Genomic DNA, 16,042 nt, shown 5'->3' on the forward strand with positions numbered 1-16,042 from the left:
GCCTTTCAGCGGTTGGCCACGGGGTACACGCCCTGCGGACGCCACAGCAAGATGCCCGCCATCAGCGCGATGTTGGAAAACAGCGCCAACTTGGGGGCCAGAAAGCCGGTGTAGTTGGCCATCAGACCCACCAGCAAAGCACCGATCAAGGCCCCGCCGGTTGAGCCCAGCCCGCCGATGATGATGACGATGAAAATCAACACGTTGACCTGCGCGCCCATCTGCGGCACCACGTTTTGCTGGTACAGCCCCCACATGACCCCGCCCAGGCCCGCCAGCGCGCTGCCCGCCACAAACACGCCCACAAACAGACGGCGGATGCGGTAGCCCAGCGACTCGACCATTTCGCGGTCTTGCACGCCAGCGCGAATCAGCAAGCCAATTTTGGTGCGGCCCAGCACCCACATCTGCAACGCAAACACGGCCAGCCCCACGGCCACGGCCAGCAAGCGGTATTTTTCAATCGCGGCATCGCCCACCAGCACCGCGCCGCGCATGGCCTCGGGCAATGGCAAAGCGATCTGCTGCGGGCCCCAGATGACCTTGATGAGTTCTTCGCCAATGATCATGCCGCCCATGGTGATCAGGATCTGCTTGAGGTGCTGGCCATAGACCGGCCGCACAATGAAGCGCTCAAACGCCAGGCCCACGGCAGCGGCCACGGCCATGGCGATCAGCATCGCAGGCAGCACCGCCACCATGTTGCGCCACCACTCACCCGAGCCGGTCCAGTCGCCCATGGCACCCAGCACGCTGGTGGCCACAAAAGCGCCCAGCGCAATGAACAGGCCATGGCCGAAGTTCAGCACGTCCATCAGGCCAAACACCAGCGTCAGGCCCGAGGCCATGATGAAGATGATCATGCCCATGGCCAAGCCCGCCACGGTGAGCGTGAGCCAAGTCGAGCCTGAGCCAATCAGCGGGAATGCCAACAAAGCCAGCACCGGCACCAGCAGCAAGGGGCGCGTATCGATGTCTTCAAACAATTTCATAAAGCCAGCCCCAACAAGGATTGCTGCAAAGCCGTGTCTTCGGCCAGCGCTTGCATGCGCCCGGCATGCACCACGCGGCCGTTGTCCATCACGGCCACGGTGTCGCCCAGCTGCTGAGCGAAGTGGATGTTTTGCTCCACCAACAAAATCGTCACGCCACTGGCCTTGAGCTGCTGGAACGCCTCGATCATGTTTTGGATGATGGCCGGGGCCAGGCCCTTGCTGGGCTCGTCGATGATCAGCAAATCACGCGGCTCCACAATCGCCCGCGACACGGCCAGCATCTGCTTTTGCCCGCCCGAGAGCTTGCCCGCAGGGTGGTTCCAAAACTTTTCGACCGCTGGGAACAGTTTGAAAATCCATTGCAAACGCGCGTCGTCCATCTGACCTGCATGCTTGGCATTGCGTGCAGCCAAGAGCATGTTTTCCTTCACGGTCAGGTCCGAGAAGATGCCCATGTTTTCAGGCACGTAGGCGATATTTTTTTGCGCAATGGCGGGGGTGTTCAGTGCCGTGATGTCTTCACCACCAAAGGTGATGCGCCCTTGAGAGGCTTGCCACAGGCCCATGATGGTGCGCAGCGTGGTGGTTTTGCCCGCACCGTTGCGGCCGAGCAGCATGGTCAGCTCGCCACGCGGCACGAGTAAATCCACCCCGTGCAGGATATGGTACGCCCCGATGTGCGTGTGCACGCCTTCTAAGGTCAAGAGGTTCTGGTTCATGCGGCCTCCTTCGCTTTGCCCAAGTAGGCTTCCTGAACGATGGGCGAAGCGATCACTTCACCCGGCTCGCCATCGGCCACCAGCTGGCCGTTGTGCAGCACGATGATGCGGTCGGCCAACTCGCGCACCACGTCCATCTTGTGCTCCACAAGCAAAATGGTTTTGCTCTTGTCTTTTTTCAGCTGGCGGATCAAATCCAGGATCACCGGCGCTTCGTCGTGGCTCATGCCGGCGGTGGGCTCGTCGAACATGTAGACAGAAGGCTCCAGCGCCATGAGCAGCGCCACTTCGAGCTTGCGCTGGTCGCCGTGCGGCAGACTCGCCACGGGGGCGTCTTGCTGCGCGGTCATCGACACGGATTGCAAAATTTCCAGCGCCCGGTTCGTGAGCTGCGCGTGATCACTCCAGATGCTCCAGAGGTTGAGGCCCCGGCGGTGGGCACCCTCTTTCGTGGCCTGCACCGCCAAACGCACGTTTTCGAGCACCGACAAGTTCGGGAACAAATTGGTCAACTGAAACGCCCGGCCCAAGCCAGCCCGTGTGCGCGCCGATGCAGGCAAGCCCGTCAGCTCACGCCCGTTCAGGTGCACCGAGCCTGCAGTGGCAGGCAACTGCCCCGAGATCAGGTTGAAGTAGGTCGTTTTGCCCGCCCCATTGGGGCCGACAATGGCTGTGAGCGTGCCGGGTTCAAAGCGGCACGACACCGCATTCACGGCCACATGACCGCCAAACCGCACCGTCAGGTTTTGGGTTTCAAGCATGAAGTGGGCTCAATAAAAGAAACTCTGGGACGGAAGACATGGACCCCGGATCAAGTCCGGGGTGACAAGTCCAGGATGACACGTCCTGGGTGTCATCCCCTGAATCGGTCATCCCGGGCTTGACCCGGGATCCATCCTATGAATCGGTCATCCTGGGCTTGACCCGGGATCCATGTTTCAGCGTTTGTTGCGAATCGGCACGTTCATTTCTTCGGGCTTGATCTCGCGGATCAGCTCAGGCACGCCCCAGGCAAAAGCCGGATCGACCTTGATCTTGAAGTGGTACATGCTTTGCATGGCCTGGTGGTCTTCCTTGCGGAAGGTCATCTTGCCCTTGGGCGTGTCAAAGCTCATGCCTTCCATGGTGCTGATCAGCTTGTTGGTGTTGGTGTCGCCATTGGTTTTCTTCAAGGCCGTGACCAAAGCCATGGCCGACGAGAAGCCGCCTGCGGTGAAGAAGTCCGGCGGTGTCTTGAACTGTTGATAGTGTGAGGCCACCATGGCGTCGTTCACCGGGTTCTTGGGCATGCCGAAGTAATAGTAGGCCGCACCTTCCATGCCGGGGAACTGCTTGTAGGCCACCATCGCGGGCAGGATGTTGCCGCCCGTGGCGATCTCGATGCCATAGCGCTTCAAGTCCATGTCGGCGATCTTGAAGGGGTTGCCACCGGCCCAGATGATGAAAATGATCTTGCGGCCTGGCAGCGCCTTGAGCTTGTCGATCATGCGCTGGGCACCGGCGGTGAAGTCGGTGGTGGCAGGCGGCAGGTACTCTTCGTGCACCAGCTTGGCTTTCTTGACCGAGTCCTTGAAGGCCTTCACGCCATCACGGCCAAAAGCCGAGTCCTGGGCCATGGTGACGATGCTCACGCCGTCCTTGTCCACCGCCACGGCGTTGGCAATCGCGTCCTGGCTGCTGTTGCGGCCCGTGCGGAAGATGTATTTGTTCCACTTCTCGCCAGTGATCGAGTCGGCTACAGCGGGCTCGACCAGCAAAATCTTTTTGTACTCTTCGGCCACCGGCAGCATGGCCAGCGCCACGGGCGAAGCGGTCGGGCCGACAGCCAGGTCCACCTTGTCGTCACCGTATGCGGCAGCCAACAGGTTTTTGCCCAGATCAGGCTTGCCCTGGTCGTCTTTTTCGATCACCACAATCTTGCGGCCCGCCACTTCCATCGTCCCGCCTGTCGCATAGCTCAGGCCCATCATCAAACCGGTTTGCGTCTGCTTGCCGTAGGCCTCCAGTGGGCCAGTCTTGCTGTAGATGTGAGCGATCTTGATGTCTTTGCCCTGGGCCATGGCGGCGGGTGCCAGCAGGGCACAAGTGCTCAATGCGGCCAGAGAAATGAGGTGTCGACGGATCATGCGGGTCTCCTGATAAATGGTGTTGCACCTGCATCTTTGCACAAGCCGTGCCAGCGGGCCAGTCACCCAAGCGATGGGCTAAGTGCTTGTCAACACGGTATTTTTGCCATATTGGCTTGTGAGCCGCCAGCACGGATGTCTGAATTCGATACAACCATTGCCTAAAATAAAGACAATGCCTTAAATTCAGACAATCAAGCCAAGCGTTGGTACAGCTTGGCTCGGGACATGCCCAAGAGTTTGCTGGCCGCCAATTTGTTGCCCGCAGTCGCTTGCAAAGCGGCTTCGATCGCTCGGGTCTCCAGTTCCAGCACCTGCTCGCCCAAGGGGCGCAGCAAACCCAAAGCATCGGCAGAAGCCTTGGAACCGCCGTTGGCAGGCGCGTTGGCGGGCGCGGCAATCTGGCTCAGCCCCGACTCCTGCAAGACCATCGCCACCGCCTTGTCGTCGATCAAGCTGCCATCGCAACGCAAAAGCAACTGCTCGATCACATTGCGCAACTCCCGCACATTGCCCCGCCAATGCTGGGCGCCCAGCAAGGCCACGGCCTGGGGTGTGAACTCTGGGTGTGGCAAGGCATTGCGCAAGGCCAGCTCTTCGGTCACCACCTCCAGCAAAGCCGGAATGTCCACCGCTCGATCGCGCAATGGCGGCACCCGCAATGGCAAGACGTTCAAGCGGTAGTACAAGTCTTCGCGAAAGCGCCCTTCCCTGACCAATTGGGCCAGATCGCGGGAAGTGGCCGCGATGACGCGGGCATCAAAATGCTCGAGCCGGTTGGAGCCCAGCGCTTCGAATTCGTTTTCCTGAAGGGCGCGCAACAATTTGGCTTGCAAGCCCAAGGGCATGTCTCCGATTTCATCCAGAAACAAGGTGCCGCCATCGGCCAGCTTGAACTTGCCCTCGCGCCCCTTGCGGTCAGCGCCTGTGTAGGCGCCCGGTGCCACACCAAAGAATTCGGCCTCCAGCAGGGTGTCGGGCACGGCGGCGATGTTCACACTCACCAGCGGGCCACGCGCCCTGGGCGATGCGGCATGGATGGCGTGGGCCAGCAACTCCTTGCCCGTGCCGGTCTCGCCCAACAACAAAATCGGGCTGCTCGATTGCGCAGCGCGACGCGCTTGCCGCTTGAGATCGGCCACCACCGCACTGCCGCCCACAAAACTGGCAAAGCTGTGCTTGGCCTGCCGCAAACCAGCGTTCGAGCGGCGCTGCACCGCCAAGGCATCACGCGCCTCGTCCAGCTCGCGCTGCATCAGGGCAAACTTGGCCATCAAGGGCTGCAAGTTCGATTGCGGCTGGTCAAACAACACCACCCCTAGAGCACCAATCACACGCCCGGCATCGTCGCGCAGCGGATAGCGACTGACAACAAAGGTGCCCGCCTTGTTGTCCAACAAATCGATCAGGATGGGCTTGCCGGTTTCCAGCACCTGGTGCATCAAGGTGTTCTGCACCACCGAGGAGACCGGTTGACCGACAAAGTCTTCTTCCCGCGCAAAACCCAAGGCGGGCAAATAGCGGCGGTACTGGTCATTGATCCAGACCACGCGCCCCGAACGGTCCACCAGCAACATGCCTTCGCTGGCGTTGGCAAACACATCAAACAAGGAACGCGCAGCCAAATTCAGGATGCTTTGGGCATCCTTGGGCAGATCGACCAGCAGGTCCACATCAGATGAAGGCATGGCGCCATCTTACTGTTGGCCCAGCCCATGAAAATAAACACCAAAGAAGCGAACGCACTTGACCATAAAAGTACTTCTTTAAGGTTAAATTAAATAAACCTGACGGCTACCGATACGCCAACTGGCGTATTCCATTGCGCAAAAAAGAAATTATTATCAATTTATGAATTTTGACGATTTCCGAGGCCACATCTATCTGATCGATGATGATCCATCGATTTGCCGCAGCCTTTCCTTCACGCTCAGCTCATCGAACTATTCGGTGCAGACGTTTGACAACCCACGCGCATTTTTAAAGGACTCCCTGCCCATCTCTCCTGCCGTGATTTTGCTGGACATGCGGATGCCCCAGATGACGGGGACAGAGTTGCAGATCATCCTGCGGAAAAACGGGCGTGAAACGCCAATCATCTTCATCAGCGGAGAGAGCCAACCCACAGAAATCATTGAGGCCATGAAACTGGGCGCCATCGACTTCTTGCTCAAACCCTTCAGCATGGAATCCTTGATGACGGCCATTGAAAACGGGCTCAACAAGGATCGTGCACGACACAATGCATTGGTGCAAGACATGGACATCCGTCAACGCTTTGGACGCCTGACCGAAAAAGAACAAGAAATATGCCGCTTGATGATCAAAGGCTACGGCAACAAGGAAATCGCAGAACTCAACGGTTCAGCACCCGCGACCGTCAAACTCCATCGCAGTCGTGTACTCGACAAAATGGGCGCTGAAACCCTGCCAGAGTTGATCGAAATGACTTTCGACGACAAACGCCGAATGTTCGAAGTCTTCAGCTAGACCTCACCGGACATTGCATGCCCCATGCGGGGGCGGCTCACATCGTAGCCAAACCACTTTTCCGAAATCGACTTGAAAGAGCCATCCTTGAGCATGGTTCTCACAGCGGTGGCCAGTTTGTCCTGCGTCTCACGATGCCCCTTGCGCACCGGCAACCCAACCGCCAAGGGAGAGGCAAAGGGCGCAGCCACCTTCAGCGGTAAATCATCACGCTCGATGTAGTACTCGGCGATCAAATTCTCTTCCAGCACCGCATCAATCTTCTTGGCGGCCAAATCCTTCAAAGCGTCCTCAATGCGCGGATAAGCCACAACCGACTTGCCCAAGGCGCCACGGGCTTGGTCTTCAATACCGGTTTGCGCCAACACGCCCAGTTTCCTACCCACCAGATCATCCAGACTCAAAAAGTCGCGCTGGTCATCCTCATGCTGAACACTGGTCAGCTGGATCGATGCATAGGATGGCCGGACAAAATCAAACTCGCGGCGATTCTCTGGTGTGGTGAGCAACTGATTGCCAATCCAGGCAATCTCGCCCGAGCGCAACTTGTTTGAAAGCGTGGCCATGCCCTCGGGCACATGAACCAAGTGCAGCCCAAGGATCGTGCACAAACGCTGCATCACATCCAGATCAAAACCCTTCAAGCTGCCATCGCGGTCACGGAAGCTGAAAGGGGGATAGTGGCTCAAGAAGCCCACCGCCACAGAATTGACTGGCTGAGCCATTGCCTGAGACAAGGATGCAGACGAAACCACAGCGGCCACGGCTTGCGCAAGCAAGGAACGCCTGGTCATCTGCAAATTCATAGGATTGGTCTCCTGATCAATCATGAAAAGCCCCATCAAAGCAATGCCTCAATTCGTGCCCCAAATAGTTGTAACCCGTCTCCACAGGCGTCACGATCGTGCACTCCTTGCGGCGAACGTTCCAGAAAGCACAAGCCATGGCCCGAGATGTGGGCGTCACCGGAATCCCCGTGATGCGCGCGCAGTACTCATAACCATCTTGCCTGACCAAGTATTTGATTTTAGGTTGATCAATCACCCTTTTCGATACCGTTAAAGGGGTAAAGCGCACCAGATCCACCGCGGGCGGCTGCATCGTCTGGCAAGCGGTCAAAACCGACAAAACAAGCAGCACAAACAAAGACCGCAGCCAACGGCCCAAAGCAGGTGAAAGTGATGCGACAGAGATCATCATTGCGCCTGCAAGCAATGCACAAACAGATGGCCCAGCTGGGAGTGCGTGGTGCTGCTCGTCGTCACGATCGTGCACGTGGACGCGCGCACCTGCCAATACACACAGCCCTCAGGCCGAATGAACATGCCGTCCTTGGGAGAAGCCTTCTCACAATACGCCTTGGGGTCCGCCTGCTGCAGCCAGGTCACGACCGGCTCAGCGATCTTGCGCTGCGCTGCGGTAGGAGGATTGAAGAGGGTGAAGTCGAGCAGGGAATCAGCACGAGTACTCATGACCACAAGCAAGCTAATGCTTGCTGCAAGTCTCATGAGAAACACATGGCTCGACATTCTTTATCCTATTTAGAATTAGGCGATGAAGTGAACATTATCAATGACAGTGGTTCCTGGAAACTTGCTGTCTTCAGTAAGCCAATTACCTGCTATGTCCCAAAGTACATAAGTATTCGATGCCGGTGCTCCTGACAAAGTTTTCTCAAAAAGTACACCAGAAATCACAGCAGTCTTGCTTGAGTATACATATGAGCTAGATGCCGCATCCCAATTTCCACTTTTAAATGTCAAATCCTCCATAGGATTAACGGAGAACTTGGTACTCCCCGCGCTATTGACTTCAGTTGCACCAACATTAAATAAAATGTGCTTATCAATAGTAAATGCTACTCCATCTTTCTCACTGGAGTTTTGAGATCCATCAGTCACTTTAATAATAGGAAAATAAACTGTACCATGCCCGTTGCTTGAATTGTCTGGCAGGATTTTTGTTACATCAATTGAATAACGACCATTTGAATCGGCCGTAGTCACATAAGACAATTTTGAACTTCCATCCATCACAAACTGTCCTGTAGCAACATCTTTCAAAAACACTTCGATTTTGGCATTACTCTCAGCTGCCCCCTCAATAGTGGGCGTGTCATCGTACGTAATTGAATCCGAATCTAAAATACCGGTATCGCTCTTTTGGGCTAACCAGCCTGTTTGTCCAGACGGGACAAGGGTATCAATCTTGGCACTGTCTGTAGCAAGTTGCTGCGGAACAGGGTTACCTGCTGCGTCCGAAAGAATCGCATTAACCTTTAATGTGGAACCTTCAGGAGGCAATGGCCAGTCTGTGGTGATCTGACCATCAGTAATAGCTTTTGATGTCAATGTCACTGGCTTCGTAGTCGAGCCATCACTGAATGTAATGATGTCGCCGGCAATCAGGTTCGTAGTGTCAAATTTTGCTGTGAGGACAGTGCTTTTACTCCCACCCATTTCAGCAGCGTTAATACTGGCATCATTGTTGGTATCCAAGTCAATGGTCAGGCTGACAATACCTTTGTTATTGAGCGGAGCGGTTAGATCCAATTTGGCTACATCAGAAGCAACCGCAGACACATTCCCAGCCAAATCTTGAGCGGTCGCCATCACAGTAAGTTGTTTGCCTTCATCAGGCAACTCCCACCCCTTCGAGACAATCTGACCGGCTTTGATATCTGCATCCGTCAAGGTCACGGTCTCAGTCTTTGTATTTGTTGCGTTGGTCAAGGCAATGACATCACCTGCGACCATTTTGGATTTATCCAAAATCACCGTCACGCTTGTGGTGATTGCAGTTCCTTTTTCAGCAGCATTGATGTAGCCATCGTTGTTCGCATCTGCATCTATTTGTACCGCCACAGACGGTGCTTGTGTATCCACCACAAAAGACGTGCCGTCTGCTGTGCTGCTGTTGCCAGCTGCATCCGTAGCTTTAATCACGGGAGTGTATTGGGTGCCTTTGGTGTCTGTCGAAGCATCGACCAAACTATTGGGCACTTGCAAGCTGTAATTGCCATTGGCATCGGCTGTGGTTTTATAGGGACCTGTCAGCTTGCCTGCCGGATCACGGAAGGACACCTCCACAGTTGAACCCGCCTCGGCTTTGCCGGTGATGACGGGCTTCGTGATCCCAGTCAAGTTGTCCCCCAACTTGCCGGAGTCGCTGGTTGAAACTTGCGATAAAGCGCCTGTTTGTCCCGTTGGCGCTGTTGTGTCTGTGGTCGCAGCAGCCCCGCCGCCGCCACCGCCGCCCGCAGCAGCCAAACCCAACGCACCAGCGCCCAGCAACCAGGGACTGAACAAGCCTGCGGCCAGCACGCCCACAGCCGCGCCGGCAGGGGCCACTTCTGCGCCGCCCAGGGCCATGCCTACCACCTGACCCGCGTCCGCCAGCATGGGCACGCTGGCCATGCCTGAGGCGTTTTCCGGGATGTATTCATAAAACTTGCCCGACTCCGCTTCACCGATCAGACCATTGAAGTTGTCAGCGGTGACCGTGTAATAGTCTTCAATCACCAGGTCGGTGGTTTTGCTGCCTTCAAAGCTGACTTTGAGGTCTTTGCCTTGGCGGCTTGCTCGGATGTTTTCAGGCCCAAAGCCGGTCTCTGGATCAATCAGTTGATAGCGGGCACCGCTGACTGCCTTGACAGTCACGGCTTGGCCCTTGGAGCCCGCTTGTGGAATGTCCAGAGCTTTGGCGTCTTTACCCTGGTTGATTTTGATTTGGTATGTCTTGGTCATTGCAGTGGCCTTTTAACAAGTGGCTTGAAAATGAAAATGCTTTGAATGTGAAATGTCAGTTGCGAACGCCGAACACGGACACCTCAACACGGCGGTTTGGGGCGTGGCATTGCTTGTTGTTGGGGGTGGGCTCGTTACCGCATTCGGTTTTCACAAGCTCAGCCGCGCCACGGCCATCGGTTTGAATTCCTTTTGTCGGGTTGATACCGCCCGCCCGAATTTGCTCCGCCACGGTGATGGCGCGGTCTTCAGACAGCTTTCGGTTGAGCTTCTTGGGGCCAATGGCATCCGTGAAACCGATGACCCGAATGCTGTCGACCGAGCGGTATTCGCTCTTGACTTTTTGGACCAGCAATTCAATGGCGTTGTAGCCTGCGGGGCGAAGTTCTGCTTTGCCAAACTCAAACAAGGCATCGGCTTGTAATGCAAATTTTTGATCGCCCAAGGGCATGGCCATGGGGGCTGCTACTTCTACGCCATCCACACATTCCCTGACGGCCTTCACACGCGAAACTGTGTGGATTTGGCGGCGGATATTTCTCAACTCGGTTTGAGCCGTCGACGCGTTGACCAGTTGCAAACTTGGCGGTGCATAAGCGCTCTCTTGCAAACGCAGATAGACAGTCTTGCCGGCGTCGAACTGGATGCGCTGCCCTGCTTCTTGTTTGCCGGTGTGCTGGCGACTGGCATCGTCAAGCACTGACTGAACGGCCATGGCACCCGGGACGATGCAGGTTTCGGCAAAGCCACCGCGCAGCAAGGAGGTGTGGTAACGGCCATCCAGGTAGATGTTGACTGGCTGCGGCGCAAGCACCGACGTAGGGCGATAAAAGAAGACTTTGCTCAGTTGGTTGCCAACGGGCCTGCTGCCGGCATACAACTCGCCATACGCCTCAATGTTCACAGAGCCGGCGGTAGCAGCGGCGCTGTCCTTGCCAACTTGCGCATGTGTTGTTGCTGTGCACGCGAGCAACAACACGGATGCGAGCGCTGCGTGCTGTACGCCGCACATGGGAAGCTTGAAAAACCTATTCATCATGACTCTATCCCTCATCCTTTGTTTGTTCACAAAGACTTAAATAGCTTTGTTAAAAATTGAATGAGGTATCTTCGTTGAATTATTTAGTTTTAAAATCAGCCAATTGGCGTATTCTTAAATGACAAAAAACACATTTTCAACCGCCTAAAGCACGATTCAGATCTTTTATAGTCATCGGCATGCAACCGAAAAACACGCCAAAACTGGGCCCCTTGCAGGGTTTGAAGGTCATTGAACTCGGGCAACTGATTGCCGGGCCCTTTGCCGCCAAAACCCTGGCGGACTTCGGCGCCGAAGTGATCAAGATTGAGCCGCCGGGTGCTGGAGATCCTTTGCGCAAGTGGCGTTTGCTCAAAGATGGCACGTCGGTTTGGTGGCAGATCCAGTCGCGCAACAAGCGCTCGGTGGCGCTCGACCTGAAAGAGCCCGAAGCCCAAGACATCGTGCGTCAGCTGGCCCAGGATGCGGATGTGTTGATTGAGAACTTCCGCCCCGGCGCCATGGAAGCCTGGGGCTTGGGCCCCGATGCACTGCAAGCGCTGAACCCGCGCCTGATCATGCTGCGCATCAGTGGCTACGGTCAGACCGGCCCTTACCGCGACAAACCCGGCTTTGGCGTGGTGGCCGAAGCCATGAGCGGTCTGCGCCACCTGACGGCAGAGCCTGGCCGCGTGCCCGTGCGTGTGGGCGTCAGCATTGGCGATACGCTGGCTTCATTGCATGGCGTGATCGGCATTTTGATGGCGCTGCATGAACGCCAGCGCAGCGGGCTGGGCCAGGTGATCGATGTGGCGCTTTACGAAGCTGTCTTCAATTGCATGGAGAGCTTGTTGCCCGAATACAGCGCTTTTGGCGCTGTGCGCCAAGCTGCGGGCAGTGCCCTGCCCGGCATTGCACCCAGCAATGCTTACCGCTGCCTGGGAGACGCCTATGTGCTGATCGCCGGCAATGGCGACAGCATCTTCAAACGCTTGATGCACACCATTGGGCGCGATGACTTAGGCCAGGATCCGGAACTCAAGGACAACAGTGGACGTGTCAAGCGCGTTGAAGAGATCGATGCAGCCATTGGCGCATGGACCGCCGAGCGCGACATTGTCGATGTGCTGCATTCACTGGATGCGGCCGGTGTCCCAGGGGGCAGGATCTACAACGTGGCGGACATCGCGGCTGATCCGCATTACCAAGCCCGCGGCATGATCGAGCAAATCCAACTGGACGATGGGTCTTCGCTGAGCTTGCCAGGCATCGTGCCCAAACTGTCACGCACCCCGGGTGGCCATGTGCGCAATGCGCCGGACATTGGCCAAGACACCGAGGCGGTATTGCAAGAAATCGGTTTGAGCGCAGAACAAATTCAAGCGCTCAAGGCCAGAGGCATCGTGGCCTGATCAACGGCCTACAAAGTGCATGGCACGCTCGAAGTAGCCGAGGTCCAAGTACCGATCAGGCGCGGGCGCCACTCCTCCCCACTGCCCCTCGATCTCTGCGCGCAGGGCCAGTGCGTTGCGAAAACCGGCCATGTCAAGCCGGCAGTCGCGTGACAGACCGTATCCAGGCTCGATCAGGCCTTCATAGCTTCGACTGGCGACATCGGCTGTCAAGTTCAAGCGTTTGCGAAGTACGGCAATCACCAGCTCGCGATTCCCAGGATCGGTGGTCAAACGGCAGCCCTCGATGTAGGCCGCAAGATAGCGCTCAAGCGCCCCGCCGTTGGCCTGTGCCCATGAGCGCGTGGCAACCATCGAAATGCCTTGGTAGGGTCCCAAAAGATCCTTGGCCTTGCCAAAACTGCGGGCACCTCGACTTTCTGCGACAAAAGTCCATGGCGGGTTGAGCATGCCTACCGCGTTGTCAGAACTTTGTGAGAACGCATTGACACGGCTCTCGGTGCCGCCGATGGGCACCAGACGGTAATCGCGACCGTCGACCAAACCTGCATTCTTCAAAATTTTGCGAGCCACCAAGGCATAAGCCGTGTTGGGCGCATCCACCACCATCGCTTTGCCGCGCACATCCGACAGGATCTTGATTTCGGGTCGAACAAAGAGCTCCAACAGCCCGCTGTCGCCGCCGCCAACGATCACGGCATCCACTTTCGCCACCTCGACCATGGCCACCGCATTGTCAGCGGCCGTGTGCGCGATGTCGCTGCGGCCTGCAGCAAGCCCAGCACGTTGCTCAGAAGAGTTCGGTGTGAACTGCAGATCAATGCGCAGGTTGCGCTTGGCGAAGGCGCCCTTCTCTTCAGCCATGTAGATTGGGATATTCGTTGCGCTGCGAAAGACATTCACGCGAAGCGTCGCAGGGTCATTCGCAGGGGGCTTCGAAGCGGTCCCGGCACAACCGGTCAGCCATGCAGAAGTCGCGAGGATCAGAAAAGATGTGTACTTGATGGGAATCATGTCGCCTCTGAGTGATGAGTTGCGCGCAATGTGTGTGGAACACACCCAAAAAATTATTGTTCAATCGCGCCTTAGATGCATTCGGAGATACCCGACTCGTCCACGAACGCAATTTGCCATCTGGGCCTGGGACCTTGAACTTGAGATCAGGCGCACCTTGAAAACCCGCGTGACAACTCACCTCACTCGGGCTTGTTAGAGCTTCAAGCAATCAAGTAACCGCCATCCACAGGCAAAACAACGCCCGTCACGAACTTGGCCTGCGGGCTGGCCAAGAACATCACCGGCCCGACCAGATCATCAGGCGTCCCCCACCGCTTCATGGGCGTTCTGGCGATGATCGGGGCTGAACGCCCTGGATCATCTTGAAGTGCCTGAGTCAACGGTGTGGCGATCCACCCCGGCGCGATCGCATTGACGCGAATGCCCTGCTCTGCATAAGCGATGGCCAGGGATTTGGTCAGCTGGGCGATACCGCCTTTGCTGGCACTGTAAGCGGGCACCAGCCCTCCTCCAAAGAAGGACAACATCGAGGCCGTATTGATGATGCAACCGCCCCTTTGGGCCAGGCTGCTGCGCGCCGCCGCGCAAAGGCGCATGGTGCCCACAAGGTTGATGTCCAGAACCTGCTCAAAGACATCCGGGTCATGCTCTTGACCTCTGCGGATGATGCCCGCGCAATTGACCAGCACGTCCAGCTCGCCAAGCGCCGAAACCAATTGCGCCACGGCTTGTCCGTCACGCACATCCAGTTGGACAAAACGCACCGTTGTGGGCTGACGTTCATGGGCCGCCTTGACCTCAGCCTCGGTTGCCCCAGTTGCCGTCACATGATCGCCTTGCTCGGCAAACGCGTGCGCGATGGCCTCACCGATGCCGCTGCTTGCACCAACCACCAACACATTGCGGGGAGTCTTCATGATGAACCTCTGTAAGTTGCGCTGATGCGTAATTTACGCGAGGCGCAACTCGGCGGGTGTCACCGACAGTAGAAAAGCAAAAAACCCGTGAGATGGGCTAAGGACGCTACCCACAGGTTTCCCTCAAAGAGACCCCACTAAGCGTCCTTAGGATTGGGCGCATTCATCACCAAATATGCAAGCCGCCCAGCCAGCTCCGCAGCATCAGTTGTGCCGGTTTGCAAGTGAACATCCGGCTGTTGTGGCGGCTCATACGGGCTGTCTATGCCGGTGAAGTTTTTCAACTCGCCACGCCTTGCCTTGGCATACAAACCCTTGGGGTCTCGCCGCTCGCACTGCTCAAGCGAGGTGTCCACGAACACCTCTACGAACTCGCCGTCTTTGAACAAGCTGCGCGCGATGCTGCGGTCAGCCCTGAATGGTGAAATAAATGACACCAACACCACAAGACCCGCATCCAGCATGAGTTTGGCGACTTCTGCCACGCGGCGGATGTTTTCTTGCCTGTCGGCCTCGGCAAAGCCCAGATCGCGATTAAGACCATGTCGAACGTTGTCACCATCCAAAATATAGGTGTGCAGACCCTGCGCATGCAGTTGCTTTTCCAGAAGATTGGCGATGGTCGTTTTGCCCGAACCCGACAAACCGGTGAACCAAATACAGCGCGGCGTTTGCTGCTTGATGGCAGCGCGTGCCGCCTGATTCACATCCAATGCCTGCCAATGAATGTTGGCCTCGCCAACTGTGTCAGCCATACTGTTCTCGCTCGCTGCAGTCTGCCTAGGGTTTTTTAGGGTAGTAGGTCTGGTAGAACCAGGCATAAACGTTTTCGATGTTCGCTTGGATGCGCGGAGAAATCTCGTGGCGCTTGGGCGGGGTAATCTTCTTTGACTGGGTATGGCGGTATTTCATCCGATAGTGGCTGTCACTCTCAGGGATACCGATCTCAAGTGCGTTGGTGTCAATTTGCAGTGCAGACACGCCCAGCCACTTGAAGATGCTGCTCATGCAAGCTGCGGGCTGGGCCATCAGGTCCTCGTAACGCACAAAGTAAAGTCGCTCCTGCACGGCTCTGGGCAGGTCGGGAACGGCATGCAAGGAAATCAACGGCGCGCCGATGGTCTTGTCCTTGGCAAACAAAATATCTGCCCTTCCGAAGCGGTCAAAGTCGCCCAGATGATCGAGAAAGTCAAGCAAGATGGTCTTTTGATGCTGCGACTCTATTGAGCCGTAGATCTGCCCCAGCTCTCGCACACACACAATCAGCTTGGCCTCCGGTGCCAGAGTCAGCAGCAGCTCGATGCAGTGCAGCCAGGCGCGGTTCTTGTCCACTGTAAAGGTCTCGCCCGATTCCCCGGCTTGTCCACACCAGCCTCGCAAAAACCCCGTCATCGCCGATTGCAGCTGCGCGTAGCTGGCATCAAATCGATTGTCCAGCTGTGAAAGAAAGAATTGGTCATCGCTGGCCATGCGCCGGATGCCGAGGAGGACATTGCACAAAGGCGAACTCTGGTTATCGCAGCGTATCTCCGGGTGCATGGCCAGCATCTGGCACAAAAGGGTCGAGCCAGAGCGTGGCAAGCCGGTCACGCCCACAAAATT

Annotated in this window: 15 protein-coding genes and 1 pseudogene; 2 read left to right on the top strand and 14 right to left on the bottom strand. The window is 56.7% G+C overall.

All coding sequences use genetic code 11. The features are described 5' to 3' along the window. Nucleotides 1-5: 5 nt before the first annotated feature. From B9Z43_RS04355 to B9Z43_RS04375, 5 genes are all read right to left on the bottom strand, one after another. Nucleotides 6-992: a branched-chain amino acid ABC transporter permease gene (locus B9Z43_RS04355; RefSeq protein ID WP_108322863.1), complete on the bottom strand. Its 987-nt coding sequence runs from the start codon at nucleotides 990-992 to the stop codon at nucleotides 6-8. After that, a complete protein-coding gene (locus B9Z43_RS04360; RefSeq protein WP_108322864.1) occupies nucleotides 989-1,714 on the bottom strand; it encodes an ABC transporter ATP-binding protein in 726 nt (241 codons plus the stop codon). The genes B9Z43_RS04355 and B9Z43_RS04360 overlap by 4 nt, the downstream gene beginning before the upstream one ends. Beyond that, nucleotides 1,711-2,475, bottom strand: coding sequence for an ABC transporter ATP-binding protein (locus B9Z43_RS04365; protein ID WP_108322865.1), 765 nt, complete (start codon nucleotides 2,473-2,475; stop codon nucleotides 1,711-1,713). The genes B9Z43_RS04360 and B9Z43_RS04365 overlap by 4 nt, the downstream gene beginning before the upstream one ends. A 177-nt stretch (nucleotides 2,476-2,652) precedes the next feature. Further along, nucleotides 2,653-3,840 (bottom strand): substrate-binding domain-containing protein, encoded by a 1,188-nt coding sequence (locus B9Z43_RS04370; protein ID WP_108322866.1) that lies wholly within the window; start codon nucleotides 3,838-3,840, stop codon nucleotides 2,653-2,655. Between the two features lie 194 nt (nucleotides 3,841-4,034). Further along, nucleotides 4,035-5,528 carry a sigma-54-dependent Fis family transcriptional regulator gene (locus B9Z43_RS04375; RefSeq protein WP_108322867.1) on the bottom strand — a complete coding sequence of 498 codons (1,494 nt, stop codon included), beginning with the start codon at nucleotides 5,526-5,528 and terminating at the stop codon, nucleotides 4,035-4,037. A 163-nt stretch (nucleotides 5,529-5,691) separates the two neighbouring features. Here B9Z43_RS04375 and B9Z43_RS04380 point away from each other — a divergent pair, with 163 nt between their 5' ends. Beyond that, complete coding sequence (locus B9Z43_RS04380; protein WP_108322868.1) at nucleotides 5,692-6,330, top strand: response regulator transcription factor; 639 nt, start codon at nucleotides 5,692-5,694, stop codon at nucleotides 6,328-6,330. Here B9Z43_RS04380 and B9Z43_RS04385 read toward each other — a convergent pair. The 5 genes from B9Z43_RS04385 to B9Z43_RS04405 form a co-directional block, all read right to left on the bottom strand. Then, nucleotides 6,327-7,124 carry an ABC transporter substrate-binding protein gene (locus tag B9Z43_RS04385; protein WP_158270061.1) on the bottom strand — a complete coding sequence of 266 codons (798 nt, stop codon included), beginning with the start codon at nucleotides 7,122-7,124 and terminating at the stop codon, nucleotides 6,327-6,329. The genes B9Z43_RS04380 and B9Z43_RS04385 overlap by 4 nt on opposite strands. A gap of 28 nt (nucleotides 7,125-7,152) precedes the next feature. Then, the gene (locus tag B9Z43_RS04390) at nucleotides 7,153-7,530 is read right to left on the bottom strand and encodes a hypothetical protein (protein ID WP_108322870.1); all 378 of its coding nucleotides are present in this window, start codon (nucleotides 7,528-7,530) and stop codon (nucleotides 7,153-7,155) included. Next, nucleotides 7,527-7,802, bottom strand: a complete 276-nt coding sequence (locus tag B9Z43_RS04395) for a hypothetical protein (RefSeq protein ID WP_146183909.1) — start codon at nucleotides 7,800-7,802, stop codon at nucleotides 7,527-7,529. Before B9Z43_RS04395 ends, B9Z43_RS04390 begins: the two co-directional genes overlap by 4 nt. A gap of 75 nt (nucleotides 7,803-7,877) precedes the next feature. Beyond that, nucleotides 7,878-10,076 (bottom strand): Ig-like domain-containing protein, encoded by a 2,199-nt coding sequence (locus B9Z43_RS04400; protein WP_108322872.1) that lies wholly within the window; start codon nucleotides 10,074-10,076, stop codon nucleotides 7,878-7,880. Nucleotides 10,077-10,131: 55 nt separating this feature from the next. Then, nucleotides 10,132-11,115 (bottom strand): OmpA family protein, encoded by a 984-nt coding sequence (locus B9Z43_RS04405; protein WP_233250009.1) that lies wholly within the window; start codon nucleotides 11,113-11,115, stop codon nucleotides 10,132-10,134. 179 nt (nucleotides 11,116-11,294) lie between these two features. Between B9Z43_RS04405 and B9Z43_RS04410 the strand changes: the two genes are divergently transcribed. Further along, complete coding sequence (locus B9Z43_RS04410; protein ID WP_108322874.1) at nucleotides 11,295-12,506, top strand: CaiB/BaiF CoA-transferase family protein; 1,212 nt, start codon at nucleotides 11,295-11,297, stop codon at nucleotides 12,504-12,506. On the opposite strand, the gene B9Z43_RS04415 is transcribed toward B9Z43_RS04410, so the two are convergent. The 4 genes and pseudogenes from B9Z43_RS04415 to B9Z43_RS04430 form a co-directional block, all read right to left on the bottom strand. Next, a complete protein-coding gene (locus B9Z43_RS04415) occupies nucleotides 12,507-13,520 on the bottom strand; it encodes an ABC transporter substrate-binding protein (RefSeq protein WP_108322875.1) in 1,014 nt (337 codons plus the stop codon). A gap of 203 nt (nucleotides 13,521-13,723) precedes the next feature. After that, complete coding sequence (locus tag B9Z43_RS04420) at nucleotides 13,724-14,440, bottom strand: SDR family NAD(P)-dependent oxidoreductase (protein WP_108322876.1); 717 nt, start codon at nucleotides 14,438-14,440, stop codon at nucleotides 13,724-13,726. A gap of 137 nt (nucleotides 14,441-14,577) precedes the next feature. After that, nucleotides 14,578-15,171, bottom strand: a pseudogene (gene cysC / locus B9Z43_RS04425) (adenylyl-sulfate kinase); the annotation flags it as partial. 49 nt (nucleotides 15,172-15,220) lie between these two features. Further along, nucleotides 15,221-16,036 carry a sulfotransferase gene (locus B9Z43_RS04430; RefSeq protein WP_233250011.1) on the bottom strand — a complete coding sequence of 272 codons (816 nt, stop codon included), beginning with the start codon at nucleotides 16,034-16,036 and terminating at the stop codon, nucleotides 15,221-15,223. Nucleotides 16,037-16,042: the final 6 nt, after the last annotated feature.

Origin of the sequence: Limnohabitans sp. MMS-10A-192 (genome assembly GCF_003063335.1) — a bacterium.
Classification (GTDB): domain Bacteria; phylum Pseudomonadota; class Gammaproteobacteria; order Burkholderiales; family Burkholderiaceae_C; genus Limnohabitans_A.

Bases quoted from the DNA above. Each gene is read 5' to 3' on its own strand.
- B9Z43_RS04355 (WP_108322863.1), bottom strand. From the start codon at position 992: ATGAAATTGTTTGAAGACATCGATACGCGCCCCTTGCTGCTGGTGCCG.
- B9Z43_RS04410 (WP_108322874.1), top strand. From the start codon at position 11,295: ATGCAACCGAAAAACACGCCAAAACTGGGCCCCTTGCAGGGTTTGAAG.
- B9Z43_RS04420 (WP_108322876.1), bottom strand. From the start codon at position 14,440: ATGAAGACTCCCCGCAATGTGTTGGTGGTTGGTGCAAGCAGCGGCATC.
- B9Z43_RS04375 (WP_108322867.1), bottom strand. From the start codon at position 5,528: ATGCCTTCATCTGATGTGGACCTGCTGGTCGATCTGCCCAAGGATGCC.
- B9Z43_RS04395 (WP_146183909.1), bottom strand. From the start codon at position 7,802: ATGAGTACTCGTGCTGATTCCCTGCTCGACTTCACCCTCTTCAATCCT.
- B9Z43_RS04380 (WP_108322868.1), top strand. From the start codon at position 5,692: ATGAATTTTGACGATTTCCGAGGCCACATCTATCTGATCGATGATGAT.
- B9Z43_RS04365 (WP_108322865.1), bottom strand. From the start codon at position 2,475: ATGCTTGAAACCCAAAACCTGACGGTGCGGTTTGGCGGTCATGTGGCC.
- B9Z43_RS04370 (WP_108322866.1), bottom strand. From the start codon at position 3,840: ATGATCCGTCGACACCTCATTTCTCTGGCCGCATTGAGCACTTGTGCC.
- B9Z43_RS04390 (WP_108322870.1), bottom strand. From the start codon at position 7,530: ATGATGATCTCTGTCGCATCACTTTCACCTGCTTTGGGCCGTTGGCTG.
- B9Z43_RS04360 (WP_108322864.1), bottom strand. From the start codon at position 1,714: ATGAACCAGAACCTCTTGACCTTAGAAGGCGTGCACACGCACATCGGG.
- B9Z43_RS04415 (WP_108322875.1), bottom strand. From the start codon at position 13,520: ATGATTCCCATCAAGTACACATCTTTTCTGATCCTCGCGACTTCTGCA.
- B9Z43_RS04400 (WP_108322872.1), bottom strand. From the start codon at position 10,076: ATGACCAAGACATACCAAATCAAAATCAACCAGGGTAAAGACGCCAAA.
- B9Z43_RS04385 (WP_158270061.1), bottom strand. From the start codon at position 7,124: ATGACCAGGCGTTCCTTGCTTGCGCAAGCCGTGGCCGCTGTGGTTTCG.
- B9Z43_RS04405 (WP_233250009.1), bottom strand. From the start codon at position 11,115: ATGATGAATAGGTTTTTCAAGCTTCCCATGTGCGGCGTACAGCACGCA.